The organism is Agromyces ramosus (assembly GCF_030817175.1).
GTDB classification, from domain to species: Bacteria; Actinomycetota; Actinomycetes; order Actinomycetales; family Microbacteriaceae; genus Agromyces; species Agromyces ramosus_A.
Genome location: NZ_JAUSYY010000001.1, coordinates 977213 through 1002500 on the forward strand (window position 1 = coordinate 977213; position 25288 = coordinate 1002500).

At 68.3% G+C, this 25288-nt stretch carries 22 protein-coding genes and 1 pseudogene; 12 read left to right on the forward strand and 11 right to left on the reverse strand.

Annotated elements, in window-relative coordinates:
• The first annotated feature begins 57 nt into the window (after positions 1-57).
• Entirely contained in the window at positions 58-513 is a 456-nt protein-coding gene (locus tag QFZ26_RS04615; protein ID WP_307039695.1) for a DUF4279 domain-containing protein, read from the forward strand.
• A 212-nt stretch (positions 514-725) separates the two neighbouring features.
• Here the strand turns inward: QFZ26_RS04615 and QFZ26_RS04620 are convergent, their stop codons facing one another.
• Entirely contained in the window at positions 726-1055 is a 330-nt protein-coding gene (locus QFZ26_RS04620) for a hypothetical protein (protein ID WP_307039697.1), read from the reverse strand.
• 387 nt (positions 1056-1442) lie between these two features.
• Here QFZ26_RS04620 and QFZ26_RS04625 point away from each other — a divergent pair, with 387 nt between their 5' ends.
• On the forward strand, positions 1443-2435 hold the full coding sequence (locus tag QFZ26_RS04625) for a GIY-YIG nuclease family protein (protein WP_307039699.1): 993 nt from the start codon (positions 1443-1445) through the stop codon (positions 2433-2435).
• 16 nt (positions 2436-2451) lie between these two features.
• Positions 2452-2970 carry a DUF1643 domain-containing protein gene (locus QFZ26_RS04630; RefSeq protein ID WP_307039701.1) on the forward strand — a complete coding sequence of 173 codons (519 nt, stop codon included), beginning with the start codon at positions 2452-2454 and terminating at the stop codon, positions 2968-2970.
• Between the two features lie 176 nt (positions 2971-3146).
• Here the strand turns inward: QFZ26_RS04630 and QFZ26_RS04635 are convergent, their stop codons facing one another.
• The gene (locus tag QFZ26_RS04635; protein WP_307039703.1) at positions 3147-3899 is read right to left on the reverse strand and encodes a DUF4839 domain-containing protein; all 753 of its coding nucleotides are present in this window, start codon (positions 3897-3899) and stop codon (positions 3147-3149) included.
• 373 nt (positions 3900-4272) lie between these two features.
• Between QFZ26_RS04635 and QFZ26_RS04640 the strand changes: the two genes are divergently transcribed.
• From QFZ26_RS04640 to QFZ26_RS04655, 4 genes are all read left to right on the forward strand, one after another.
• Positions 4273-4746: a GNAT family N-acetyltransferase gene (locus tag QFZ26_RS04640; RefSeq protein ID WP_307039705.1), complete on the forward strand. Its 474-nt coding sequence runs from the start codon at positions 4273-4275 to the stop codon at positions 4744-4746.
• Between the two features lie 21 nt (positions 4747-4767).
• Positions 4768-5169, forward strand: coding sequence for an MmcQ/YjbR family DNA-binding protein (locus QFZ26_RS04645; RefSeq protein WP_307039706.1), 402 nt, complete (start codon positions 4768-4770; stop codon positions 5167-5169).
• Positions 5170-5248: 79 nt separating this feature from the next.
• Positions 5249-6682: an MFS transporter gene (locus QFZ26_RS04650; RefSeq protein ID WP_307039708.1), complete on the forward strand. Its 1434-nt coding sequence runs from the start codon at positions 5249-5251 to the stop codon at positions 6680-6682.
• Positions 6683-6792: 110 nt separating this feature from the next.
• Positions 6793-7005: a hypothetical protein gene (locus tag QFZ26_RS04655; RefSeq protein ID WP_307039709.1), complete on the forward strand. Its 213-nt coding sequence runs from the start codon at positions 6793-6795 to the stop codon at positions 7003-7005.
• 35 nt (positions 7006-7040) lie between these two features.
• Here the strand turns inward: QFZ26_RS04655 and QFZ26_RS04660 are convergent, their stop codons facing one another.
• The 3 genes from QFZ26_RS04660 to QFZ26_RS04670 all read right to left on the reverse strand — a co-directional run bounded on the left by QFZ26_RS04660 (position 7041) and on the right by QFZ26_RS04670 (position 9146).
• Positions 7041-7346, reverse strand: a complete 306-nt coding sequence (locus tag QFZ26_RS04660) for a DUF7882 family protein (RefSeq protein WP_307039711.1) — start codon at positions 7344-7346, stop codon at positions 7041-7043.
• Positions 7347-7438: 92 nt separating this feature from the next.
• Positions 7439-8455, reverse strand: a complete 1017-nt coding sequence (locus QFZ26_RS04665; RefSeq protein ID WP_307039713.1) for a PHP domain-containing protein — start codon at positions 8453-8455, stop codon at positions 7439-7441.
• Positions 8456-8504: 49 nt separating this feature from the next.
• Complete coding sequence (locus QFZ26_RS04670) at positions 8505-9146, reverse strand: DUF2510 domain-containing protein (RefSeq protein WP_307039715.1); 642 nt, start codon at positions 9144-9146, stop codon at positions 8505-8507.
• A gap of 94 nt (positions 9147-9240) precedes the next feature.
• Here QFZ26_RS04670 and QFZ26_RS04675 point away from each other — a divergent pair, with 94 nt between their 5' ends.
• Positions 9241-10206: a LacI family DNA-binding transcriptional regulator gene (locus tag QFZ26_RS04675; RefSeq protein WP_307039717.1), complete on the forward strand. Its 966-nt coding sequence runs from the start codon at positions 9241-9243 to the stop codon at positions 10204-10206.
• A gap of 45 nt (positions 10207-10251) precedes the next feature.
• Here the strand turns inward: QFZ26_RS04675 and QFZ26_RS04680 are convergent, their stop codons facing one another.
• From QFZ26_RS04680 to QFZ26_RS04695, 4 genes are all read right to left on the reverse strand, one after another.
• A complete protein-coding gene (locus QFZ26_RS04680) occupies positions 10252-12147 on the reverse strand; it encodes an adenylyl cyclase (RefSeq protein WP_307039719.1) in 1896 nt (631 codons plus the stop codon).
• Positions 12148-12315: 168 nt separating this feature from the next.
• A complete protein-coding gene (locus tag QFZ26_RS04685) occupies positions 12316-14661 on the reverse strand; it encodes a DUF7507 domain-containing protein (protein WP_307039721.1) in 2346 nt (781 codons plus the stop codon).
• A 112-nt stretch (positions 14662-14773) separates the two neighbouring features.
• A complete protein-coding gene (locus tag QFZ26_RS04690) occupies positions 14774-18445 on the reverse strand; it encodes a DUF7507 domain-containing protein (RefSeq protein WP_307039723.1) in 3672 nt (1223 codons plus the stop codon).
• A 212-nt stretch (positions 18446-18657) separates the two neighbouring features.
• On the reverse strand, positions 18658-19701 hold the full coding sequence (locus QFZ26_RS04695; protein ID WP_307039725.1) for a zinc-dependent alcohol dehydrogenase family protein: 1044 nt from the start codon (positions 19699-19701) through the stop codon (positions 18658-18660).
• A gap of 168 nt (positions 19702-19869) precedes the next feature.
• Between QFZ26_RS04695 and QFZ26_RS04700 the strand changes: the two genes are divergently transcribed.
• Complete coding sequence (locus QFZ26_RS04700) at positions 19870-20835, forward strand: EamA family transporter (RefSeq protein WP_307039727.1); 966 nt, start codon at positions 19870-19872, stop codon at positions 20833-20835.
• A 67-nt stretch (positions 20836-20902) separates the two neighbouring features.
• The gene (locus QFZ26_RS04705; protein WP_307039728.1) at positions 20903-21598 is read left to right on the forward strand and encodes an alpha/beta fold hydrolase; all 696 of its coding nucleotides are present in this window, start codon (positions 20903-20905) and stop codon (positions 21596-21598) included.
• Positions 21599-21924: 326 nt separating this feature from the next.
• On the opposite strand, the gene ypfJ is transcribed toward QFZ26_RS04705, so the two are convergent.
• Positions 21925-22800: a KPN_02809 family neutral zinc metallopeptidase gene (gene ypfJ / locus QFZ26_RS04710; RefSeq protein ID WP_307039730.1), complete on the reverse strand. Its 876-nt coding sequence runs from the start codon at positions 22798-22800 to the stop codon at positions 21925-21927.
• A gap of 180 nt (positions 22801-22980) precedes the next feature.
• Positions 22981-23931 (reverse strand): annotated as a pseudogene (gene pip / locus QFZ26_RS04715) (prolyl aminopeptidase); the annotation flags it as partial.
• Between the two features lie 117 nt (positions 23932-24048).
• On the opposite strand from pip, the gene QFZ26_RS04720 reads away from it, so the two are divergent.
• Together QFZ26_RS04720 and QFZ26_RS04725 are read left to right on the forward strand one after the other, a co-directional pair.
• Positions 24049-25062: a malate dehydrogenase gene (locus QFZ26_RS04720; protein WP_307039732.1), complete on the forward strand. Its 1014-nt coding sequence runs from the start codon at positions 24049-24051 to the stop codon at positions 25060-25062.
• Between the two features lie 44 nt (positions 25063-25106).
• Positions 25107-25277, forward strand: a complete 171-nt coding sequence (locus tag QFZ26_RS04725) for an HPP family protein (RefSeq protein ID WP_307039734.1) — start codon at positions 25107-25109, stop codon at positions 25275-25277.
• Positions 25278-25288 lie beyond the last annotated feature (11 nt).

Sequence of the window (25288 nt, forward strand, 5' to 3'; positions counted from 1 at the left end):
CTTGACCTCGCAACGAGCACGATCGGTTGTACGCGACGAGAGTTCTACACTCGGCTCATGATTCAGTCCGGCCGAGCCACACTGACCGTCTCGTCGTCGGAGACTGATCCGAGCGTCGTCACGGATCTCCTCGGGCTTGAGCCCACCCGCGTCACCAAGGCGGGCACACTCCGAAAGTCTGGCCGCGTCGCTGATCACCACACTTGGAGCGTGGACACCGGCGAGCTCAGCAACACGATCGACGACCAGACGGGCTCTCATGCCCTTCGAGCGCTTGTCGCCCTGATCCAGCCGGCGCTCGGGCGGCTACCGTATCTTCCGCCCGACTGCGAACCTCGCATTTGGTGGTCGGCGTACTCGGATTCAGTTCAGGGCGGATTCGTGTTGCCTGCCGACCTCGCGGCTTCGATCGGAACGCTCGGCGTGGACGTGTACGGCACGGTGCACCTGGACGACCCAGAAGATCCCATGTCGGATGCCGCTGCGGGGACATCAGGTGGCTCCGACGGCTGAGGTCGACCCGCTCGAGGTGCAGCATGGCAGATGGCCGTCGGCCGAGTCGCGTCGTCGTCCACGGTACAGATGGTCTCGATTCCGGCGGTGAGATCAGATCGTCACTCACCGCCGTGAGCCTAGGGCCTCGAACTTCCGCGCCTGCAGTCATCCTTCTCGCGCATTCAATTTGGCCGTGCCTGATCCTCGTATCGGATGCGTACCGGGAGCGGTCACGGCTGTGGTTCGGCGGGCGATGCTAGAACGCCATCCCAGCAGGCGCCACCGCCGAACTCATAGAGATCCCGAACGGCGCAGTCGCCATCGCCGACGTTGGACTCCAGATACGTCGCAAGGTCGGTGACCGCCGGGTTGTAGCCGACATAGACGCCCGGAGCGAGCGCGACCGCCTGCGGTGTCTTGATCCAGTTCACGAGGCGTTCATCCAGTTGGGCCGTATCGACGACGAGGGGGTAGCCCTCGACGACTGGCGCCCCGGACGCGTAGCGCAGCTGCTTCGACCGGGACGGATCCTGCGGGAAGTCGTCGAGCAGGTCGATCAAACCATCTGCATCGGCGTCAGGCGGTGGAGTGCGCGTCGGCTCAGGCGTCGGCGTCTCGGTCACTGCGGGCGCGGGCGACGGGGACGTGATGGCGGAACCCGATTGGCTGGCCGCACAGCCAGAGGTGATCAGCGCTCCGAGCAGGACAATTGAGGGGACGAGCCGTGCTTCACGCGGTTCATACCAACCGAGCGTACAAACGCGGCCGGGCGCGACAGGCGGCTACGCCGCCCCAGTTCGAGGGGTGCGACTGGGTGGCCAGTGCTCGGGGCTTAAAATCTGCCCGCAGATGGCTTGAACCGATGCTGGATTTGCAGAGCGCCTAACGAGTCCCCGTAAGCCCCGGTAGTTTGGCCGTGTGACCCTCGCCAACCGACGCTCCCATCGATGAAGCCCACGGTGGCACAGTTGCCCGATGTGCATTTCGGTGTACCTCTAAGTCGCCGAACGGAGCAGAAGTTGTCTCGCGCTACTTTTGGGCTACCGCGGCGCAATCCCAAGCAACGGCCCCGCCGTGAGTACTTTCCCGAGTCGATGTGGGAGCGCATGCGCTGGATGTTCCGCGACGAAGAGTACCGAGAGCTCTCCGACGCCTTCCTGCTAACGAACCGCGACCAAGCTCTGCGCAACTATGACCTATCCATGGCCTACTTCGACGCGCTCGATCGCGACGATTTTGAGGCATCGCTTGAGCAGGTGCGCGATCACGGCAATCTGCGGACTGTCGAGCAGCTCTCCGATTGGGCAGGCGCCGAAGGCGTCTACGTCCTGGTGTTCGACGAACTCAAGCAGTTCTACGTCGGGAAAGCTACCGACATCCGCGCTCGCGTTAAGCAGCATTGGGGAGCCCGAAAACCGTTTGATCGCTTGCTCTTCGGAACCGTTTACAGCTCGGTGTTCCCTCTGGATGAGCTGCGAGCTCTCGACAATACGAGGATCTTTGCTGTGCGTAGCCGAGATCCGTTCGGGCTGGAACAGAGCATCGAAGCGCTGGCCGATAGTCGCTTCTCGTTGAACCGAATGGGAGGCGGCGAAGCAGGCCCCATGATGCTCGCCCTCACGGCCATGTCCCCTCGGGCGAGACCTCTTGGCTCAGCCGAGCGAATGGCATCGTGGGACGCCGTTGAGAACGCAGAAGGCGACATCGATCGGCTGTGCGCGGAAGCCAGGGCCGGCACTCGCAACGATGTAGCGGAACAGCTCGCCATCATGGACATGACGGTCTTCGTGAGCGCCCGCAAAGACGGATCGACCGCAGTTTGGTCGCGGCGAGATCTCATCAACGAAGCGGCCAGGGATGGCAAGCTAACCGTCTCGGAGTTCGAGCATTTCCTGACCCTGATAGGCGAGACAGTCGTCTGGCCCAACGATCAGCGATGATGCGATAGGGAGCAGAGTGACTGACATCTACGAGAACAGCGCTGACAACTCAGCGCGCTTCGTTTTGGGCGTCGTTGGTGAGAATCCACTCGTGTGTGTGGGCGTGAATCCCAGTACTGCGATTCCAGGGAAGCCCGACCGCACTGTCAGCGCGGTGATGGGTTTCGCCTCCCGCAATGGCTTCGATAGCTGGGGGATGTTGAACCTCTATCCGCAAAGATCAACCAACCCTCGTGGAATGCACTTGACCAGTGCCTCTGAGCTCAAAGCCGAGAATGAGCGGCACATCGCCGAGTTCATCAACGGCCGCCAGCTGACGCTGCTCGCCGCGTGGGGTGAGCTGATCGAAACGCGGCCCTACTTGTCGGAGATGCTCAAGGGGATCGTCTCGGTGACCGACGCGTCGGCATGTGAATGGGTGTCGATCGGCGACCTACTCAGGAGCGGGCATCCGCGTCACCCGTCCCGGGCAAGACACGATTGGCCGTTGAAGAGCTTTGACATGCGGAAGTACCTGCGCGCAATCGAGGTCTGAACCGCAGAGCTAGCGTGAGCACCGGAACAGAACTCAAGCGCGCACGAGCCGTTGATCCGTCCCGTCTAGGGGTACAACGGTGGTGACACCGGTGACGAGCTAACTGAACAGCTCTCTCACGTGTTCAATGCATTGGTCAGGCAGTCACGTCCACGGATGCGCGACGCGGACGCGGATCAGCGGTACGTCGTCTCGACCGGCTCGATGAGGAACAAGCACGAGCCGGGCTCGTACTCCCCTACCTCAGCGGTTACGTTGAGGTTGTCACCAACGCCGAGGGTGTCTGGCACGTCGCCGACATAGTGCAGGTCATTGACGAGGTTTACATCGCGGAACTGAAAGGCCGGCCCCGGTTGCGAGGTTTCGCTGTAGTCGCCCGCTCCGATCAGGATGTCGTATCGGGTGGTAGCACCGTCATGGTTGTTGACCGCACCGACATTCCCGTCGAAGACGATCGTTTGTCCGCGGTACTTCTCCGCAAAGACGGGTATCGAGTCGTCGCAGTAGTCCCCAAGAGCCAGCAGCGCCGCGAAGTCCGGGTTGTTCGCCGTCGTGATCACGATGTCCTCGGGTTCTGCCGGCTCGGAGGGCTCGACGGACTCAGACGGTTCAGTCTCTGAGGAAGACACTTCGCCGGCACCGGCCGATGGAGTCGCGTCCGCTTCAGCGGCGGGAGCATTCCGATCGCTGATGACTCCGATGGTGATAACCGTGGCGAGCACGATCGCGAGCGCTCCAGCGCCAATCGCGTAGAGGAGCACGCGCGACTTCGGCTTGGGCCGGCGAATCACAATCTCGGTCTGCAGCTTTCCCGTCGTCTGAGAGACAACTTCCCAACCTTGGTTCTCCCACTTCGCGACGGTCCGTGCTTCCATCCCGCGGATAGCTCGCACAGACGTCGTTTCGTACGTGATGCCCTCGTCAACCATGCAACTCCCCGACCATTAAGTAGCCGAGCCTCGCGCCAGCCTGGACGAGCCTATCGATGCCACGCTCGAGTAGTTCGCCTCCTAGAACCCCCCGTTGGGGTGATGACTCCGACTCCCGTCGGACAAAATCTGTGCCATTAAATGCGCGAAAACGAACTGAAACCAACTGAGACCATTCAGAAGAATCCCTGATCAGCGCGATATCATGTTCACAAGAATGGAGCAAAAACCGCCCAGGCTCACTGAAAATCGAAAGGTCACCGGATCGATGCCGGTCGGAGCCACATCGAAACCCCCGGCTCACCGGGGGTTTTCTCGTTCCGCGCCGGTCACGCCTTCGGCAGTCGAGCTCGCCGCGGTTAGTCTTGCGGTCATGTCGGACCATTCCGCAGACCTTGATGCTCGACGTGCCGGGACAGACGATGCCGAAACGCTGGCGCGCATGCTCCACGATTTCAACACCGAATTCGACACCCCCAGCCCCGGGCCGGCCGTTCTGGTGGGACGTCTGCAGTCACTGCTCGCCGGACCCAGCACCATCGCGTACCTGGCCGGCGATCCTGCGGCGGGATTCGCGCTCGTGACGCTGCGAAGCAACGTCTGGTACGACGGGCCGGTGGCCCTCCTCGACGAACTCTATGTCGCGCCGGATCGACGGGGTCATGGCCTTGGCACGGCGATGATCCACCTCTTGATCGCAGACGCCAAGGAGCAGGGCGTCTCGGCGATCGAGATCAACGTCGACGCGGGGGATGTCGACGCGCAGCGCTTCTATGAGCGCCATGGGTTCAACGGCGTGAACCCCGACACCGGCGAGCGCGCGTTCTACTACTCGCTCGAACTGTAGCCACGACCATAGGCTCATACCGTGGCCACTCTCGACGACCTGCGGCGCGCCACCGTCGGGCTGCCCGGCAGCGAAGAACGCGCGACCACGGGCGGTGCCGCCTGGTTCGTTCGCGGCAAGTTGTTCGCGTGGGAGTGCCATCCATGGCCGAGCATCCCCGAAGAAATCCGCGAGATCATCGCGGCCGAACTGGTCGTCGGGGTGAAGGTCGCCGACCCGGTGGACGCGCTGGCCCTTCGCGCAATGGCGCCCGACGTGTTCTTGGGCACGACGACCAGGTGGGGTGAGCCGAAGGTGGCGTTCCGCATGGCCGGCATCGACGAGGACCATCTCGCCGAGCTGGTGACGGAGGCGTGGCGCGTACAGGCTCCGAAGTACCTGCGGCGCGAGCTCGACGACGCCACCGAGACGATCGTCGACTGACGCGCGGTTCGCGGAATACCTCTTGACGGGATGAGTTATACCCCCTAGGGGTATCCGTCCCGGAAAGAGAGAACCGATCATGTCAACAACAACCAGAGCGCCGGCCCGACGCCGGTGGCTCGGGCTCACGCTCATCGCCACGGCCCAGTTCATCGTCATCATGGACACGTCGATCATCGGCGTCGCCCTCCCCCGCATGCAGGCGGAACTCGGCTTCACGCCCGAGTCGTTGTCATGGGTGTTCAACGCCTATGTCGTGGCCTTCGGCGGCCTCCTCCTCCTGGGTGGCCGGCTCTCCGACCTCCTCGGCGCACGCCGGGTGTTCATCAGCGGCTGGCTCATCCTGGCTGCCGGGTCCGTGCTGGCCGGAGCCGCCGGCACTGTCGGGATCGAGATCCTCGGCCGTGCCGTCCAGGGCGCCGGCGCGGCGCTCATCGCCCCAGCAGCGCTCAGCCTGCTGGTGGCGCTGTTCGGCGGCACGAAAGAGCTTCCCCGTGCGTTCGCCGTGTACGGTGCGGCCGCACCGATCGGCGGCACCGCCGGAGTGTTCCTCGGCGGAGTGCTCACGGAGTACGCAAGCTGGCCGTGGGTGTTCTACATCACGGTCCCCATCGCCGCGCTCGTCATCCTGCTCACGCCGGTCGCCCTTCCCGTCGTCGCACGCCAGCGCGGGTCGGTCGACGTCATCGGCGCCATCACCGGAACCGTCGGCCTCGCCGCGCTCGTCTACGGTGTGGTCCGCGCTCCCGAGGTCGGTTGGGCCACAGCCGAGACCCTCATCGCCGTCGGTGTCGGCGCCGTTCTGCTCGCCGTGTTCTTCATCGTCCAGGCGCGCTCGCGACAGCCACTGCTGCGGCTCGGCATCTTCCGCACCCCGCAGCTCGGAGCTGCGAACCTCGCTCAGCTCCTGCTCGGGGCTGCATGGGTGCCGATGTGGTTCTTCCTGAACCTCTACCTGCAGCAGGTCCTCGGCGCCGGCGCATTCGCAGCCGGGGCGGCATTGCTCCCGATGACCGTGCTCATCGTGCTCGGCATGACCCTGGTCGCTCCGCGGCTGCTGGCACGGTTCGGCGCCAAGCCGCTCATCGTGGCCGGCTTCACATTCCTCGCGGCGGGGCTCGTGTGGCTCTCGTTCGCGCGTCCCGACGGAATGTACGCCGTCGACGTGCTGCCGGCTTCGCTCGTCGCGGCATTCGGCATGGCGCTCGCATTCGTTCCGTCGCTCGGCACGGCCATCGGTGCCGCCCGACCCGAGGAGACCGGCGTCGCATCGGGGCTCGTGAACACGAGCTACCAGATCGGTTCGGCCGTCGGCCTGGCGGCCCTGACCGTGCTGAGCTCCGCCGTCACGGCCACCGGCACCAGCGCTACGGATCTCACCGGTGGGTACGCGGCAGCGCTCAAGGGTGCGGCGCTCGTCGCCGCACTCGGTGCGATCCTCGCGATGGCGACACTGGGGCGCCGGCAACGCGCCGGCACCCCAGACGCCGAACGCGAGACGGTCGACGCCTGACGCACGGGGGCCTCGTACGCGTCCCACTTGTCGCCGAACCCGGGGACGCCGTTCGGGGACGCGTGTCAAGGGGCCGCGAACGCGGCACGCCGCATGGCACGCTTGGGCTCATGAATGTGCAGGATGGCCCCATTGAAGACGGATCCGCCGACGCGAGCATCGACGAGAAGATCAGTGGCATCGCCGAGCAGATGCGCGGCGATGCCGACCTCGGACACGTCGATGAGCTCCGTACCATGGCGCGCCAGCGCCTCGAAGACGCCGCCCTCCCGGCCGACGACGACACGGTCGATGCCGTGCTGCGCGCCGTGAGGTCGGTCTAATTCGCAAATCCGGGGAATCTGCCGGCGAGGGCGCGCTACGTTTCGAGGGTCGCGTCAGGCGGTGGCTCAGGGAGCGTATGCAGGCCTCCCGTGGAGTTCGCCGAGTCGGCGAGGAGTTCGAGCCAGGCGCGGTTCAGCGACGGGGGCCGATTGCCGGAGTAGATGAACTGGAGCGCCACGCTCGGATGCACCCAGATGGAGACGAGTCCGCGCGGTTCCTCCCATGAGAACGCGAAGCTCTCGCGGCGTCGGAGCTTGTTGAGCATGACGACCTGCAGGTGGGCGAGCACCCGATCATCGAACTGCGCCCCGCGCGTATCGTCATAGATGAACTGCGCCACGACGCCTCCTTCACCATGCCTCGGCATGCCTCGGCCCAGGCATGCAGCCGTCACCGTCAAGGCTACTCTCGCGGCATGGCCGGAGACGAGGGTCAATGCGCCGCGGCCCACTCGAGCAGGCGATCGGCCGGCCACGTCGTGATGACGCGTTCGGCAGGCACCCCATTGGCCTCGGCTCGCTCCGCCCCGAGGTCGAGGAAGGAGAAGTGCCCCGGCGAGTGCGCGTCGCTGTCGATGCTGAAGAGGCACCCGGCGTCGAGCGCGAGCTGGATGAGCTCGTCGGGCGGGTCCTGTCGCTCGGGTCGCGAGTTGATCTCGACGGCGACGTCGTGCTCGGCGCACGCCGCGAAGACGGCACGCGCGTCGAACGTCGACTGCGGGCGGGTGCCGCGCGAGCCCTCGACGAGGCGGCCCGTGCAGTGGCCGAGCACGTTCATCGACGGATGCTCGATCGCACGGAGCATCCGTGCCGTCATCTCGCGCGACTCCATGCGCAGCTTCGAGTGCACGCTCGCGACGACGATGTCGAGGCGGTCGAACATGTCGGGCGTCTGGTCGAGCGCACCGTCGATGAGGATGTCGACCTCGATGCCGGTGAGCAGACGGATGCCGCCTGGCCGGCCGTTGAGGCCTTCGATGACCTGCAACTGCTCGAGCAATCGCTCGGAGCTGAGCCCGTTCGCGACCCTGAGGCTCGGGGAGTGGTCGCTGACGACGAGATACTCGAGGCCGGCCTGCTTCGCGGCCCTGGCCATCACCTCGATGCGGGTCGTGCCATCCGACCACTCGGTGTGGCTGTGCAGGTCGCCCTTCAGCTGCGAGCGGAGGCCGTCGCTCGGCGCACTCGCGGCCGGTCCGCTGCGCACCCGCAATTCGGCGAGGTAGCCCGGCACGTCCCCGCCGACCGCCTCGGCGATGACCGTGTAGGTGGTGTCACCGATGCCCTTCGTGCGCTTCAGTCGGCCATCGGCCACGCGAGCGGCGAGCTCATCGGCCGAGTACTCGCCGACGACGTCGGCTGCGCGACGGAACGCCTTCGACTTGAACGACGAGGCGCGATCGCGCTCGAGCAGGAACGCGATCTCCTCGAGCGCCTCGACGGGGTCCATCCCCTCATTGTCGCGTCCAGCCCGGAAAAGCGCGACGTCTGGGGTCTCGCTACACGCCGGGATACTGGGTCACGACCGCACCCAGGACGTTCGCGGTCGCGACCCCGACCCATATGAACAGGGCGATCATCATGGCGACGTTGAGCGCGATCGCGACCCACATCGGTGCCGCGCCGCGCCCGGCCTGCTTCTTGACCACGACGGATCGGCCGATCACGTAGACGAGCGACGAGAGGAACGCCCAGGCCCAGTGGAATCGCCTCGCGTAGCCGAGTCGCTCGAGCGCCACGCGATCGAGGTACGCGAACCAGACCGAGACGCCGTACAGGAGCCAGCCGAGCACCACGCTCGTGAGGTACATCGGGTCGAGGTACATGCGCAGCTGCGCCGTGGGGTCGGGGTCGGTCATCGACGTGAGCATGTAGCCCTCGAAGTCCCAGAGGAACAGCGGGATGACGGCCAGGAGCGGCGCGGCCACGATGAGCCAGATCCACACCGTGTCGACGGGCGTGCCCGCGGGTACGCGGCGCTCGGCCCCACCCTCGTAGGGTGCGTACTGCCCGGCTGCGGGCGTCGGCGCGGCGAGCGGCGTCGCGTACTCCGTCCACCGGCTGCCATCCCACCATCGCTGCCCTTCGGCTCCGCTCGGTTCGGGATACCAGCCGGCCGGCGCCGCGTGGGACTCGATCATCCATGCCTCCTGTGGGGTCGGAGCAATGCTAGGGGTCGCCCCGCTGCCTGCACCAGCGAATAGGGTGCACTCGAGGATTGTTTCAGGAGGATGCGTGGCCGGAGTGACGAGTGCGGATGTCGCGCGCGCGAGCGGGGTGTCGCGCACGACCGTCAGCTACGTGCTGAACGGCACCGAGGGCACGTCGATCTCGGATGCCACGAGGCGACGTGTGCTCGAGACCGCCGCGCGGCTCGGCTACGCGCCCTCGGCAGCGGCTCGCACGCTGCGGAGCGGGCGCAGCGACCTCGTGCTGTGCGTGCTGCCCGACTGGCCCGTCGGCCCCGTCATCGAGACCATGCTCGATCATCTGGCCGACGAGCTCGCCGAGCGCGGGCTGTCCGTGCTCGTGCATCACGTGCGCGGTGACCGCCCGCTGTCCGAGCTGTGGCGCGCCGTCACGCCTCGCACGGTGGTCGGCCTGACGGAGTTCGAGCCCGATGAGGTGCTGGCGATGCGGCAGGCCGGCATCCAGGTGGTCGACACGGGCGACGCCGGCCCCGATGCCGAGAACCCTCAGCCGCACATCGGGCGACTGCAGGTGGAGCGGCTCGTCGCCCGAAGCCGCGCGCGCATCGGATACGCCACGACCGACGACCCGCGCGTCGTGGACTTCGCCGACCAGCGCCTGGCGGGGGTGCGCGCGGTGTGCGCCGAGCGCGGACTCCCGGCACCCGTCGTCATCCCCGTCGGCGTCGAGGCCCGCTCCGGCTCCGCGGCGGTCGCCACCTGGCGGCAGGCCGGCGTCACGGGCGTCGCGGCCTACAACGACGAGGTCGCGTTCGCCGTGCTCGCCGGCGCTCGCGCGGCCGGGCTCGACGTGCCCGGCGACCTCGCCGTCATCGGGGTCGACGACGTGCCGCTCGCCGCGCTCGCCTCGCCGCCGCTCACGACCGTGACGCAGCACATCGAGCGCGAGGCGTCGTACCTCGCGGCGTGCGTGCTCGCCGCCCTCGACGGCGACGACCCGCCGCCCCGTCCGCACGAGGCACCGGCGCTCGTCGAGCGCGACTCGGCCTGATCACGGACCGAGCCGCGCCCGGCGCGCGGGTCGCTGGTCAGGCCGTCACGGCAGCGGGTAGTCCGTGAGGTAGATCGGCGCCCCGATCACCGTGGTGTCGGCGGCGGCCCCGATGCCGTTCACGACGTGCAGGATCGTGCCGGCGCTCAGGTTCACCGTCATGATGTGGTGCAGGCGGATGCCGTCACCCTCGGGCGCCTCGAACCCGTTCTCCGTCACGATCGACGGGTTGTTCTGGTTGAAGACGTACACGCCGCCGCCGTAGAGCGTGTGCTCGGCGACGCCGTCGGCGACCTTGTAACCGGCATAGCCGAGCGTGCCGTCGGGGCGGGTCCAGTCGGCCTGGGTCGGCGGATCGTAGGGCAGCTCGTTCTGGTACAGCACGGTGGTGCCGCGCTCTCCGTTCCAGACGGTGTTGAACTGCTGGAAGTGCTCCACGAACAGCCCCGTGGCGGTGACGTCGTCGCCGTTCACCACGACACCGGTTCGACCGGTGTTCGTGTTCCAGCGGTCGGTGTCGCCGTTGATCCCCTCGGTGAAGCCCTCGACGCCGTGGTCGCCTCGCCACACCCAGGTGTGGTCGATGAGCACGTGGTCGCTGTTCACCTCGAGTGCCGTGTCGGCCTTGCCGACGTGCGGACCCCCGACGCGGAAGTACACGTCGGAGAGGGTGATCGGGTTCGCCGGATCGACCTTCTTCGCGTGGCCGTTGCCGGGCTTGCCGACCTGGAGCAGGATCGGCGACTCGATCGTGCCGGCGTCGATCGTGACGCCGGCGACGACGATGCCCGGGGCATCCGCGACCCTGATCGGCACCGCGCCGTCGACCGCGGTCAGCGTGGCGTGACCCATGCCGAGCACGACCGTGTCGGCGCGCTTCACGTGGATGCTGCTGTCGACGCCGTAGACGCCGGGCGTGAGCAGCAGGTGCTTGCCCTTCGCGAGCTTCGAGTTGATGAACCCGATCGAGTCGCCGGGGCGGGCGATCACGAAGTCCGTGATCGGGATCGTGCGTCCGGGGGTCTCGCCGTCGGCCCACGTGATGCCGCGGGTGCCGGTCTGCGCCTCGGGCACCCGAACGGCATAGCGTCCGTCGGCGTCGACGAAGAGGTACGGCTTCTCGCGGCTGACCGGCGTCTCGTCGAGGGTCGTGTACGGCGGGTTCGGGAACGCCGCGTCATCCGGCGCCCCTTCGACACCCGAGAACACCTGGTTCCACACCGCGTTCGACCAGCCGGCCACCACGCTGTTGCGCGTCAGCCATTGCTGCTGGGACCCGTTGACCACGAACGGCAGACGGGAGTCGGCGATGAATCCTCCGCTCGCGTACTGCGGGCCCGCGGTGCAGTAGTCCATGAGCGAAAGGTTGCCGCCCGACACGTCGAGGCGACGCATCGACACCGCTTGCGACACCGCCCAGAAGTTCGCCGAGCCGCGGCATCCGTCCTGGCCTGCGCCGTTCACCTCGAGCGAGAGGTTCGAGATCGTGCGCCAGAAGTTCACGAGGGCGAGGCAATTCGCCGTGCCGCCACCCTCGAGGCAGCGGTTGTAGACCTCGATCTTGCCGGTGATGTCGACGTCCTGCGGCGAAGCGCCGAGGCCGGCGACCTCGGTGTAGTAGCCGACCCGGGCCTGCAGCGGATCGGCCGCCGTGCCGTACGCGCCGGGGAGGAAGAGCACGCTGTGCCGTGCGGTCGACATCTCGGCGTCGACCTGCGCGTCGGCGAGCTCGTCGAGGATCGCCTGCACCTCCTCGAGTGGCGTTGCGGAATCGACGATCGTGACGTTCGGCCCGAAGTCGGGCGCGAACGGGTCGACCTCATGCATCGGGGCGGCCTGCGCGGCGCCCGCCGCGCTCGTGACGGTGATGAGTGCGGCCGCGACGGCGAGAGCCGGCGCCACTCGGCGCCGGCTTCGTGCGGGCAGGGGATGGATGCTCATTCGGTCCTCCTCATTGAGGGCGTGGGCGCTCCCGGGTGCAACCGACCGTGTCGTCACCCCCGATAGTGACTCGTGTCACCAAGGCGTCGCGCTCAGATTAGGGAACACGCCGCGATCCCGCAAGAGGAAGCGTGGTGAGCGGACGCCGGGGCCCGAGTTCCTCGACCGTCAACCTCGAATCGTGCGCCGTCTGACGAGTGAGAACATCGCGCCGGCCGAGATCAGGAGCAGCCCCGTCGCGATCCAGGGCGTGAGGTCGACACCCGTCTTCGAGAGCGCGCCGGCCGGCGGTTGCGAGGCCGGCGGTTGCGTCGGTGTCGGCTCGACGACCACATCGGCCGTGTCCTCGGAGCTGACCGACGGGCCGACGATCTCCTCACCGTCGACGATGCGGAACGGGACGGCGGTCACGCTCGCTTCATTCGTCTTGTCGACGGTCGCCGGTTCGGTGCAGGTGTACGTCCAGGTGTCATCCTGCGCGAGCACCCCGATGTCCACTCCCGGGCCTGTCGGATCACTCAACGTGCCCGTGCAGTCGGTATCGGTGACGACGACGTCGCGAAGGTCCTGGTCGCCGTCGTTGAGCACCAGGATGGTCCAGGTGATGGTCTCACCGACCTCTGCCACCGGGATGTCCACGGTCTTCGTCAGGGTGACGTGCGCCGTCGGCCCGTTGACAGTGACCACCGCGTCGTCCGACGAGGTCACCTGGGAGCCCGTCACTTCCTCGTTCCCGACCGTGGCGAACGAGTCGGCCACGACGGTGGCGGTGTTGGTCGTGTCACTGTTGACCGGCTCCGAGCAGGTGTAGGTCCAGGAGTCCCCTTGGGCCAGGACATCAGGCGCACCCGGGCCCGTCGGAGCACCGAGCGTGCAGTTGGGATCGGTCACCACCAGGTTCCGCAACGGTGTGCCGCCGTCGTTGAGGACCACGACCGTCCAGACGACCGACGTGCCCGGGTCGACGACCGGCTGATCCACGGACTTCGTCAACGTCGCATGGGGGATGAACACTTCGCTCGTGTCCGAGTCGGTGACCGGAGTTCCCTGAGGGTCGGTCGCTGTGACCGAGGCCGTATTGGTGTAGTTCGCGTCGCCTTCGGCCACGACGGGCCCCTCGCAGAGCACCGTCAACTCCGCCCCTGCGGCCACGGTGCCCACGGCGAAGTCGTCGCCGGTCTGCACCAGCGGCGCCCCGTCCAACGTGCACGCCACCGCGTTCGCGTCGGTCACGACGGCGTTCAAGAGCTCCACCGAAGAATCGTTGTTGATCACGATGCGGAACTCCGGTGCCTCGCCCACGGCGGTGACCTGCCCGTCGGCAGTGCCGGTAGCGGGCAGCTTCGTCACCCGCACCTGTGCGACCGGGATCGACATCGACACCGAATGGGCGAAGAAGCCGTCAGTGGCCGGCGGACTGTTGAACCGGAAGTCCACCGAGGTCGATCCGACGGGCAGGTTGGCCGACGTGGTCTTGTACGTGTCGAAATTGCCGTTGTGGAAGGTCGCGTCGGGAATCGCCGGCACGAACGAGTTGGCACCGGGCATGAACGAGTTGAAGGCGTTGTTGAGTGCACCGGTCGGGTTCGGCAGCACGTCGGAGCCGCCGGGCCAGACGGCCGTCGTCGTGTCGCCGGCGGGCGCCTCGCCATCGGACGCCGTGATCAGGAACGTCGCCCCCTGCGCGTTCGTCTCGAACCCGTCGAAGGTGACGGTGCGAGTCGTGCCGACGACCACTGCACTGCCGAAGCTGGTGGAAACCGCTCGCAATGCCGAGTCGGGGTTGCCCGGGACGAACGCCCCGTAGTCGTAGGCCACGTGCAGCGACCAGCCGACCGAACAGCCACCGCCCTGCGAGCCGAGGATGTTGCCCACGGTGATCTGATGCGCACCGCCGCCCAACGCCGAGAGCTCGGCCGTGACATCCGTCGCCGCGTTGATCACCGAGCCGAGAGGCCCGCCGATGGGCACCATCGAGGTGTAGTCGGCCAAGCCCACGTTCTGGTAGGCCGCGCCATTGACCGACAGCACCGGCGTGTTCGCCCGCACCTCAGCCTCGGTCGCCTGGACGACGATGTCAGTGGTGAGGCACGCCCCGGCCATCGCGTCCCACATCAACCAGGCGTGCGCGACGGTCGCGCCCGCCGGTATCGTCAACGTGCCCGTCGTGCTGTTGAACGTCGATGGGTCGGAATCCGTGTCGACGTTCCCCATGACGACGGTGTTGTTCGTACCCGTGCCCTGATGCAGTGCGGTGCAAGCCGGTGTCGTCGTGACGCACGACAGCAGACCGTTTCCGGTCGACGTGAGGTCGCCATTGATGATCAACCCGGACGTGATCGACTGGAAGGTGCCGCTCGGCACCTCTTCCGCCGCGACCGGTGACGCCGGACCGACGACGAGCGCCGCGAGCACCGCGGCGGCGACCGCGAGGAAGGTGCTCGCCCGCGAGCTTCTTCTCCCCCTGGCGGTACCCGAGTCACGGAATTCCGGACGCGGCGTCTTCGTCATCATGGCCCCCCGACCGTCACGACTACTGAGGATGCTTCATCGCAGCATACCGTCACGTACCTCTTCGGATGCAATGAACTTCTGGAACGGACTACTGCGGCCCGAGAGCGGCTGATCACGGCCGCCTCGCCGCGTGTCGTCTGGTGGCGAGGGCACCGATGACGATGAGGAGCGCCCCGAGGATGATCCAAGGGGCCGGTTCGGTGCCGGAAGCCGAGAGGGAGCCGCTGCCGCCGCCGGCCGGGACGGCGGGCACGGGCACGGGTGCCGGGTCGACCTCGACGACGGCCGTGCCCTCGGCGATGAGCGGGTCGCCGACGATCTCGACGCCGTCGACGAAGCGGAACGGGGTCGCACTCACGTCGGCGGTGTTCGTCTTGTCGGCGGTGGCCGGTTCACTGCAGGTGTAGATCCACGTGTCGCCCTGGGCGAGCACGCCGGTGTCCGTTCCCGGGCCGGTCGGCGCGCCGACCGTGCCGGTGCAGTTCGTGTCGGTGACGACGACGTCGCGCACATCCTGGTCGCCGTCGTTCATGACGGTGATCGTCCAGGTGATCTCCTCGCCGGCGACTGCGACGGGGTCGTCCACGGTCTTCGTCACGCTGAGGTGCGCGACCGGTGCGGTGACCTCCACCGTCGCCTCACCCTCAGCGTCGATCGGGGGTGCGGGAACGTCGGTGCCGGTGTTCGAGGTACGGAACGGGATGGCGTCGACGGTTGCGGTGTTGGTCGTGTTCGTGTCGACGGGTTCGGCACACGTGTAGGTCCAGGAGTCGCCGTGACTGAGGACGCCAGTGTCGGCGCCGGGCCCGGCCGGGCCGTTCAGCGTGCCGCTGCAGTTCGTGTCGGTCACGACGACCTCGCGGAGGTCCAGCTCGCCGTCGTTGGCGACGATGATGGTCCACGTCACGGTGTCACCCTCGACAACGACGGGCTGGTCGGCCGTCTTCGTGAGGGTGACGCTCGACACCGGGGTGGTCACGGTGACGGTCGCCTCGCCCTCGGCGCCGACCTCGGGCATGTCGGTGTCGACCCCGTCGATACTGCGGAACGGGGTGACGGTGACGCTCGCGGTGTTGGTCTTGTCGGCGGTGACGGGCTCGGCGCAGGTGTAGGTCCACGAATCGCCCGCGGCGAGCGTGCCGGTCGCAGCGCCGGGACCGGCTGGGGCGCTGAGCGTGCCGGCGCAGTCGGTGTCGGTGACGACCACGTTCCGCACCGAGGTCTCGCCGTCGTTGAGCGCCACGATGGTCCAGTTGACGGTGTCGCCGTCGAGCAGGGTCGGCTCGTCGGCGGTCTTCGTCAGCGTCACGTGCGGCACTGGCACCGGCGCGACGTCGACGAACTCGTCGTCGGTGTCGCTGACCGGGGGGCTTTCGACCTCTTCGCCATCCACGGTGCGGAAGGGCGTTGCGACCACGGTCGCGGCATTCGTCTTGTCGGCCGTCACCACCTCCGAACAGGTGTAGGTCCACGCGTCGCCCTGGGCGAGGACGCCGACGTCGACCCCGGGCCCGACCGGCGTGCTGACCGTTCCGGTGCAGCCCACGTCGGACAGGGTGACATCCCGAAGATCCTGGGCACCGTCGTTGAGGACGACCATCGTCCATGTCACCGTCTCACCGGAAGACACCGCGGGACGATCCACCGACTTCGTCACCGACACGCTCGGCACCGGCGCGGTCACTGCGACCGATGCTTCACCCTCATCGGAGACCTGGTCGTCCTCGACGTCGACCCCGTTCACCACCCGGAACGGCGTCGCCGTCACGGAAGCGGTGTTCGTCTTGGCGACCTGGACCGCCTCCGCACAGGTGTACGTCCACGAGTCGCCGACCGCCAACACCGTCGGCGCACCCGGCCCCGCCGGCGCGCTCAGTGTGCCCGTGCAGTCAGCGTCGGTGACGACCACGTCGCGCAGGTCCTGCTGGCCATCGTTGAGCACCACGATCGTCCAGGTCACCGTCCCACCCTCGACCACGACCGGCGGGTTGGCAGTCTTCGTCAGCGTCGCACTCGCCGGCGGCGCCGGCGTCACCGTCACGACCGCATCGTCCGACGCCGACACCGGCGCGCCCACGACCTCGTCGTCGCCCACCTTGACGAAGGTGTCGGCGGTCACGGTGGCGGTGTTCGTCGTGTCAGCGCGCACCACCGCTGTGCAGGTGTACGTCCAGGAATCCCCCGGAGCCAACAGGTTGGGTGCACCATTTCCGGTCGGCGCCGAGAGCGTGCAGTTGTCATCGGTCGCGACCACGTTCCGCATCGACGTGGTGCCGTCGTTCAGCGCGACGACCGTCCACGTGACGGTCTCGCCCTCCTGCACGGCAGGGGGATTCACCGACTTCGTCACGATCAGTTGCGGGATGAGGACGATGCTGGTGTCGGTGTCGGACACCGGGCCACCCTGGGGGTCGACCGCGTTGATCGTCGCGGTGTTGACGTAGCCCGCATCGCCGTCGACCACGACGGGCCCCGTGCAGAGCACGGTGACGTCCGCCCCGGCTGCCACCGTGCCGAGCGCGAAGTCATCGCCGGTCTGAACGAGTGGCACGCCGTTGAGCGAGCAGGCGACGGCGTTCGCGTCGGTCACCGTGGCACCCGTCAGTTCGACCGAGGAGTCGTTGTGCACCACGATCCGGAACTGCGGCGCCACTCCGGGTGCAGCGATCTGGGTGTCAGTCGTGCCGGTGGCCGGCAGCTTCTCGACCCGCACCTGGGCCGCCGGAATCGACATCGACACCGAGTGCGCGTAGAAGCCGTCGGTCGCCTGGGGACTGTTGAACCGGAAGTCCACCGACGTCGAACCGCTGGGCAGGTTGGAGGCCGTGGTCTTGTATGTGTCCATGCTGCCGTTGCGGAACGTCGCGTCGGGAATCGCGGGCACGAACGAGTCCGCACCCGGCATGAACGAATTGAAGGCGTTGTTGAGGACACCGCTCGGGTTCGGGAGCACCTGGGAGCCGCCCGGCCAGATCGCCGTCGTGGAGTCTCCGGCCGGGGCCTCGCCGTCGGTCGCCGTGATCAGGAATGTCGCACCCTGCGCGTTCGTCTGGAACCCCGAGAAGGTGACCGTGCGGTTGGTGTCGACCACGACCGCACTGCCGAACCCGGTGTACGCCAAGCGGAGTGCCGAGTCGGGGTTGCCCGGGATGAACGCCCCGTAGTCGTAGGCGACATGGAGCGACCAGCCGGCCACGCAGCCGAGGCCCTGCGTGCCGACCAGGTTCGCCATGGTGATGAGATGGCTCCCGCCACTCAACCCGGAAAGCTCAGTCGTGACATCCGTGGCCGCATTGAGCACCGGAGCCACCCTCGACGTGAAGTCCGCCAGTCCGACGTTCTGGTAGGCCCCGCCGTTCACTGAAAGCAACGGGGTGTTGGCGCGGACGGCCTCCTCGGTCGCCTGGATCCAACCCGACCCGGCGCCCAGACAGGTGCCCGACATCGCCTCCCACATCAACCACGCATGCGCGAGCGTCGCACCGGCGGGGATCGTCAGCGTCGCCGAGGAGCTGTTGAAGGTCGACGGGTCGGCATCCACGTCGACGTAGTTCATGCTGACGGTGTTGTTCGTACCGCCGCCCTGATGCAAGGCGGTGCACGCCGTCGACGTCGGGCACGTCAAGAGGCCGTTCCCGGTCGACGTCAAGTCGCCGTTGATCGCCAGTCCGGACGAGATCGTCTGGAACGTGCCACTGGGCACCTCGACCGCGGCAGCGGGCGCGAGCGGGCCGACGACGAGCGTTGCAAGCACTGCGGCGACCGCCGCGACGAACGCGATCAACCGCGATCGCGATCGACCCCCTGCGCCTCCGGAATCGTTCACGCGCGCAGCCAGCATCTTCGCCATCGGCGGCCCCCCACCCGTACGGCATCCTGAGGATGTCTCGGGTTCAGCATACCGCCGGGCCCATACCCCACCGCAAGAGAGCCCGCTCCCCCGCTTCGGGGCTCACACCGGGCGCCGGCATCGCGACGAGTGCGCTGAGACGCCGTCTAGAGCTCGACGACCGTCATGCCGGAGCCCGCACCACCGGCCTTGCCCATCGACGCGAGCGCCTTCGGCACCTGGTCGAGCGTGATGCGACGGCCGACGAGCTCGATGGGCCGGAAGTCGCCGGAGGCGACCGCACTCAGCATGAAGGGATACTCGTGCGCGGCCATGCCATGGCTGCCGAGAATCTCGAGCTCCCCCGCGATCACCGCGTCCATCGGCATCGCGGCGAGCGCCGAGTCGCCGACCATGAGGCCGACCTGCACGTGCCGCCCGCGCTTCTTCAGGCTGCGCACCGAGGAGAACGACGTCTCGGTGCTGCCGAACGCGTCGATCGAGACATCCACACCGCCACCGGATGCCTCGAGGATGCGCTCCGCCGCGCCCTCGCCGCCGCGCACGGGGACGGCGCCGAGCTTCTCGGCCGCTGCGAGCGCCCCGTCGGAGACGTCGACCCCGTAGACCTTCACCCCGGCGGCGACGGCGATCATGATCGCCGAGAGGCCGACGCCGCCGCATCCGTGCACCGCGATCTGCTCACCGGTCGCCAGGCGGCTTCGCGACATGATGGCGCGGTAGGCCGTCGCGAAGCGGCAGCCGAGCGACGCAGCCTCGACGAACCCGAGCGAGTCGGGCAGGCGGATGAGGTTCAGCTCCGCCTCGTCGATGGCCACGTACTCGGCGAACGAGCCCCAGTGCGTGAAGCCCGGCTGCGACTGCTCGTCGCAGACCTGCTCGTTGCCAGAGCGGCACTCGTCGCAGCGACCGCACGCGCAGATGAACGGAGCGGTGACGCGATCGCCGACGCCCCAGCCCGAGTCGGCGCCCACCTCGGAGCCGATCGCCGCGATCTCGCCGGCGAACTCGTGGCCAGGCACGTGCGGCAGCGAGACGGTGTCGTCGTGACCCATCCAGGCGTGCCAGTCGCTGCGGCACACCCCGGTCGCCCGCACCCGGATGACGGCGCCGCGCGGCGGACACTCGGGCTCCGGCACCTCCACGAGTTCGGGTGTCTCACCGAAGGCGTTGAAGAGCACGGCGCGCACAGGAGTCCTTCCGTTTCGGGTCACGGATGTCGCGTGGCGGGCGGCATCGTTGCCGCACCGCGCCCGGGACATCCGCGAGCCTACCGGCCTCGGGCGGGTCGTCGGCGCGAGCGAGGCAGCCCTCAGGTCACCGGACCCGGCAGTCGATGGATTGTGTAACAATATGGCATGCGTTTCGTGGTCGCCGTGCTCCTCGCCGCCGTGTGCTTCGGCACCACCGGCACGGCGCAGGCGCTCGGCCCCGAGGCGAGTGCCGCCTCGGTCGGCTCGGCACGCATCGTCATCGGCGGCGGTGCGCTTGCGCTCGTCGCCGTGCTCCTCCACTTCGCCGGGCGCCGGCGCGATGCGACCGGGACATCCGTCGCACCGGCGTCCGGCGTCGCCACGCGGCATCCGCTGCCGGCCTGGCTCCTCGTCGCCCTCGGCGCTGCCGGCGTGCTCGCGTACCAGCCGACCTTCTTCGCCGGCACCGCCGCGAATGGCGTGGCGGCGGGCACGGTTGTCGCCCTCGGGTCGGCGCCCGTGATCACCGGCGGCCTCGACTGGGCGCTGCAGCGGCGATATCCGGGTCACCGGTGGGCCGTCGCCACCGCGGTCGCAACCGTCGGGGTTGCGATCCTCGCGGCGGCGAGCGGTGCGGGCGCCGTGGACGCAGCGGGCGGCGTGGGTGGCTCGTCTCCCGACCCGCTCGGACTGCTCGCCTCGCTCGGCGCGGGCGCGTCGTACGCCGTCTACACGCTCGCGGCGAAGGCCCTGCTCGACCGCGGGTGGACTTCGACCAGCAGCATGGGCGCGCTCTTCGGCACGGCCGCCGTGGTGAGCGTGCCCGTGCTCGCGATGACGGATGCCTCGTGGCTCACCACTCCCGAGGGCCTCGCGATGGCGCTCTGGCTCGGCCTCGTCACCACGACGCTCGCGTATGTGCTCTTCGGTGCGGGGCTCGCGGGCCTCGCACCGGCCACGGTCTCGACCCTGACCCTGGCGGAGCCGCTCACCGCCGGGATCCTCGGCGTGGCGCTGCTCGGCGAGACACTCTCGGCCGGGTCGATCGCGGGACTCGCGGTGCTCGCGGCCGGCATCGTCGTGCTCGCGACCGCGGGGACGCGCCGCACCCCACGGCCCGTGGCCGCCTGAGGGGATCTGCCCGGCCGACCACCGCCGCGCCGCTCCCGGTGTCGGCGGCCATCGATACCGTCGGAGCATGGACGTCATCCTCATCCCCGGTTTCTGGCTCGACGCGACCTCGTGGCAGCAGGTGACACCCGAGCTCGAGGCGGCCGGGCACACCGTCCACGCACTGACCCTTCCCGGGCTCGAGTCGGTCGACGCCGACCGATCCGGCATCGGCCTGCGCGACCACATCGCCGCGGTGGTCGCCGTGGTCGACTCGCTGCCCGGCCGGCCCGTGCTCGTCGGCCACTCGGGTGGCGGCGCCATCGCCCACGGGGTGGCCGACGCTCGACCCGATCGCATTGCACGCGTCGTCTATGTCGACGCCGGGCCGCTCGCCGAGGGCGACTCCATCAACGACGAGCTTCCCACCGAGGGTGAAGAGATCCCGCTGCCCGCATGGGAGCTGTTCACCGACGAAGATCTCGTCGATCTCGACGAAGCACTGCGCTCGGCGTTCCGCGCCCGGGCGATCCCCGAGCCCGCCGGCGTGGCATACGACCAGATGACGCTCACCGACGAGCGACGCTACGACGTGCCGGTCACGGTCATCGCGTGCGAGTTCCCGAGTGCGCTGCTCACCGAGTGGATCTCAGCCGGCAGCCCGTTCACGCGAGAGCTCGCGAAGGTCAAGAACGTCGAGTACGTCGACCTGCCCACGGGTCACTGGCCGCAGTTCACGAAGCCTGTGCAGCTGGGCCAGGCGATCGTCGCCGCGATCGGCTGAGCGAACTGACGATGGCGGTCGTGCCGGCGGCGATGCCGTCGATGGCGCCGCCGGTGGCGACCTCGGGCGACGCAGGGTCGTTCGAGAGGTGGTCAGATGCGCGCATCGGCTCGCCGTACCAGTGATCGGCCCCACGCCTGCACGTGCAGGCAAGCACGACCGTCTCGTCGATCGTCACCGCGTGAAAGAACTCACGATGGGCAATAAACGTCTCGCGTCGTCGCATCTCGGGTCTCCCGTCGCACCTCCGGGCGCCGGGTTCGAGCGCCTTCATTGAAGAGACGCACGTGAGGCTCGATCATGACGCGCGTTCGCCGACGAACTGCTCAGAGGTTCTCGGCCGGGATGTTCAGGGTGTCGCACGCGTCGGCGCCCTGCTCGTACCCGACCTTGAACCAGGCGGTGCGCTGCTCGCTCGTTCCGTGCGTGAACGAGTGCGGGTCGACCTGGCCCTGGGTGGCCTCCTGGATGCGGTCGTCGCCGACCGATGCCGCTGCACTCAGCGCATCGCGGTACTGCGCCTCGGTGATCGGTTGGAGGAACGGCACCCCGCTCTCGTCGGGCACCTGCGACGCATTCGCCGTCCAGGCGCCGGCGAAGCAGTCGGCCTGCAGTTCGACCCGCACGGCGTTCGACGCCGGTCCCGTCTGGCCGTCCTGCGTCGACTCGAGGATGCCGAGCACGCTCTGCACGTGATGTCCCCACTCGTGCGCGATCACGTACATCTCGGCGAGCGGGCCTCCCGACGAGCCGAACCGTCCGCGCAGCTCATCGTAGAAGCTCACGTCGATGTAGATCGTCTGGTCGGGCGGGCAGTAGAACGGACCCGTGGCCGATGAGGCGTTGCCGCAGCCGGTGGTCGTGGCCTGGTCGAAGAGGATGAGGTCGTTCGGGCCGACGTAGTCGAACCCGAGTTCGGTCGACTCGGCCGCCCAGTATCGTTCGAGCGAGGCTGAGGCGCCCTTCATGCGGCACTCGACATTCTCGTTCGCGTCTGCACCGGTGCGACACTGCTCGAGCGACGAGTCGCTCGCGGCCGGCTGCTGCCCGCCGCCGACGAGGCCGGTCAGGTCGACGCCGAGGAACTGCGACAGCAGGAAGAGCGCGAGCACGCCCACACCGCCGCCGACGGCGATGCCGGTGTTGCGACCGCGCTTGGATGCCTTGCCACCACTGATGTTCGCGTTCGGGTTGAACGTCATGCGACGACGCTACTCCGCCTCGTGAGACGGCGTCTGGGCATCGACGTCGTCGTCGTCGCTGTGGTAATGCTCGTCACCGCCCCGTTCACCGGGGGCATCCGGGTCTTCGGTGTTCTCCGGCTCTTGGCGCGCTTCGGGCTCATTCCGCGGTTCCGGCTCTTCCCGCGGATCAGGCGCGCGCGCGAACCGATCGGTCGCATCGATGAGCGCATCGAGGATCCCCGGCTCGTCGAACGCGTGCCCGGCATCGCCGATGATCCGCAGGTCGGCCTCGGGCCACGCTCGGTGCAGGTCCCACGCGGTCATCACCGGTGTGCACATGTCGTAGCGCCCCTGCACGATGACGGCGGGAATACCGCGGAGGCGGCTGGCGTCGCGGATGAGCTGCCCGTCGTCCCACCAGCCGCCGTGGCGGAAGTAGTGGTTCTCGATGCGCGCGAACGCCGTCGCGTACTCGGGCTCCGTGAAGCGCGCGATGGTGTCCGCCTGCGGCAGCAGCGTGATCGTCGACGACTCCCAGCGCGACCACGCGATGGCTGCGCTCTGGTGCACCTCGGGGTTCGGGTCCGCGAGCAGCCGCCCGTATGCCTCGATGAGGTGGGCCCGGTCGAGCAGTGGGATCGGCGCGATGAAGTCCTCCCAGAGGTCGGGGTAGATCGCCGCGGCACCGCCCTCGTAGAACCAGTCGAGCTCCTGTCGGCGCAGGGTGAAGATTCCGCGCAGCACGAGCTCGGTCACGCGCTCGGGGTGCGTCTCGGCGTAGGCGAGGCCGAGCGCACTCCCCCACGAGCCGCCGAACACGAGCCAGCGGTCGATGCTGAGATGCTCGCGCAGCCGCTCCATGTCGGCGACGAGATGCCACGAGGTGTTCGCCGAGAGGTCAGCACCGGGCTCGCTCGCGTGCGGGATCGAGAGTCCGCAGCCTCGCTGGTCGAACAGCACGATGCGGTAGTGCTCGGGATCGAAGAGACGCCGGTGCACCGACGACGTGGCACCGCCCGGGCCGCCGTGCAGGAACACCGCAGGCTTGCCCTCGAGATTGCCCGAGATCTCCCAGTAGATGTGCTGCCCGTCGCCGACGTCGAGCATGCCGGTCTCGAGCGGCTCGATCTCGGGATACAGGTCTCTCATGGACCCACGGTAGCGAGTCCGCGGATGCCGGGCGCCCGCGCCACGCGCACGGTTGCCCCAGTCACGTGCGCCGAGGCATCCGCCCCACGTGTTCCCGACGGCGATTAGGCTCGAGATATGGCCGCGAAGAAGCCGATCACCGTCACGCTCACGGGCGCCGGCGGCCAGATCGGATACGCCCTCCTGTTCCGCATCGCCTCGGGCGCCATGCTCGGGCCCGACGCGCCGATGCGTCTGAACCTGCTCGAGATCCCACAGGGCGTTCGCGCCGCCGAGGGTGCGGCGCTCGAGCTGCAGGACTCCGCATTCCCGCTGCTCTCGCACGTCGAGGTCTACGACGATCCGAAGGCCGCCTTCGCCGGGGCGAACGTCGCGCTGCTCGTCGGCGCGCGGCCCCGCACGGCGGGCATGGAGCGCGGCGATCTGCTCGCCGCGAACGGCGGCATCTTCGGCCCGCAGGGCGAGGCCATCAACGCGGGCGCCGCCGACGACGTCCGCGTCGTCGTGGTCGGCAACCCGGCGAACACGAACGCGCTCATCGCGGCTGCGCACGCTCCGGATGTCCCGTCCGATCGATTCACCGCGCTCACCCGCCTCGACCACAACCGAGCGCTCGGGCAGCTGGCCATGGCGGTCGACACCCCCGTGGGCGACCTCCGCGGCGTCACGATCTGGGGCAACCACTCGGCGACGCAGTTCCCCGACGTCGCGCACGCCACGGCGGCCGGTGACCCCGTGCCCGCGCTGCTCGCGGCGCGCTTCGGCGGCGTCGACGGCGCGCGCGAATGGCTCGTCGACGACTTCATCCCTCGGGTCGCCAAGCGTGGCGCCGAGATCATCGAGGTCCGCGGGTCGTCCTCGGTCGCCTCGGCGGCGAGCGCGACGATCGACCACGTGCGCGACTGGGTCGCCGGAACACCCGAGGGCTGGACCAGCGCCGCGGTCGTCTCCGACGGCTCGTATGGCGTGCCGGAGGGGCTCGTCTGCTCATTCCCGGTCGAGTCGACCGGTGGCGCCTGGCACATCAGGCAGGGGCTCGAGGTCGATGCGTTCGCCGCGGAACGCATTGCGGCGTCCGTCGCCGAGCTCGAGGAGGAGCGCGAAGCGGTTCGCGCACTCGGCCTGCTGTGAGCCCGTGGCGCGCCGCGCGCAAGGCATCGATCTAGGCTGGTCGCATGGCTGAACCGATGTCCCCCGCACGACGCAAGCAACTGATCGTCGGTCTCGTCATGGGCGTGCTCGTGGGCGTCGGCATCAGCCTGTGGACCGGGTTCTGGTTGTGGCTGGCGGCGGGCGTCGCGGTGGGCCTCGCTGCGGGCGCCCTCATGAAGCCGCCGGCGGAGTAGCCGGCTTCGTC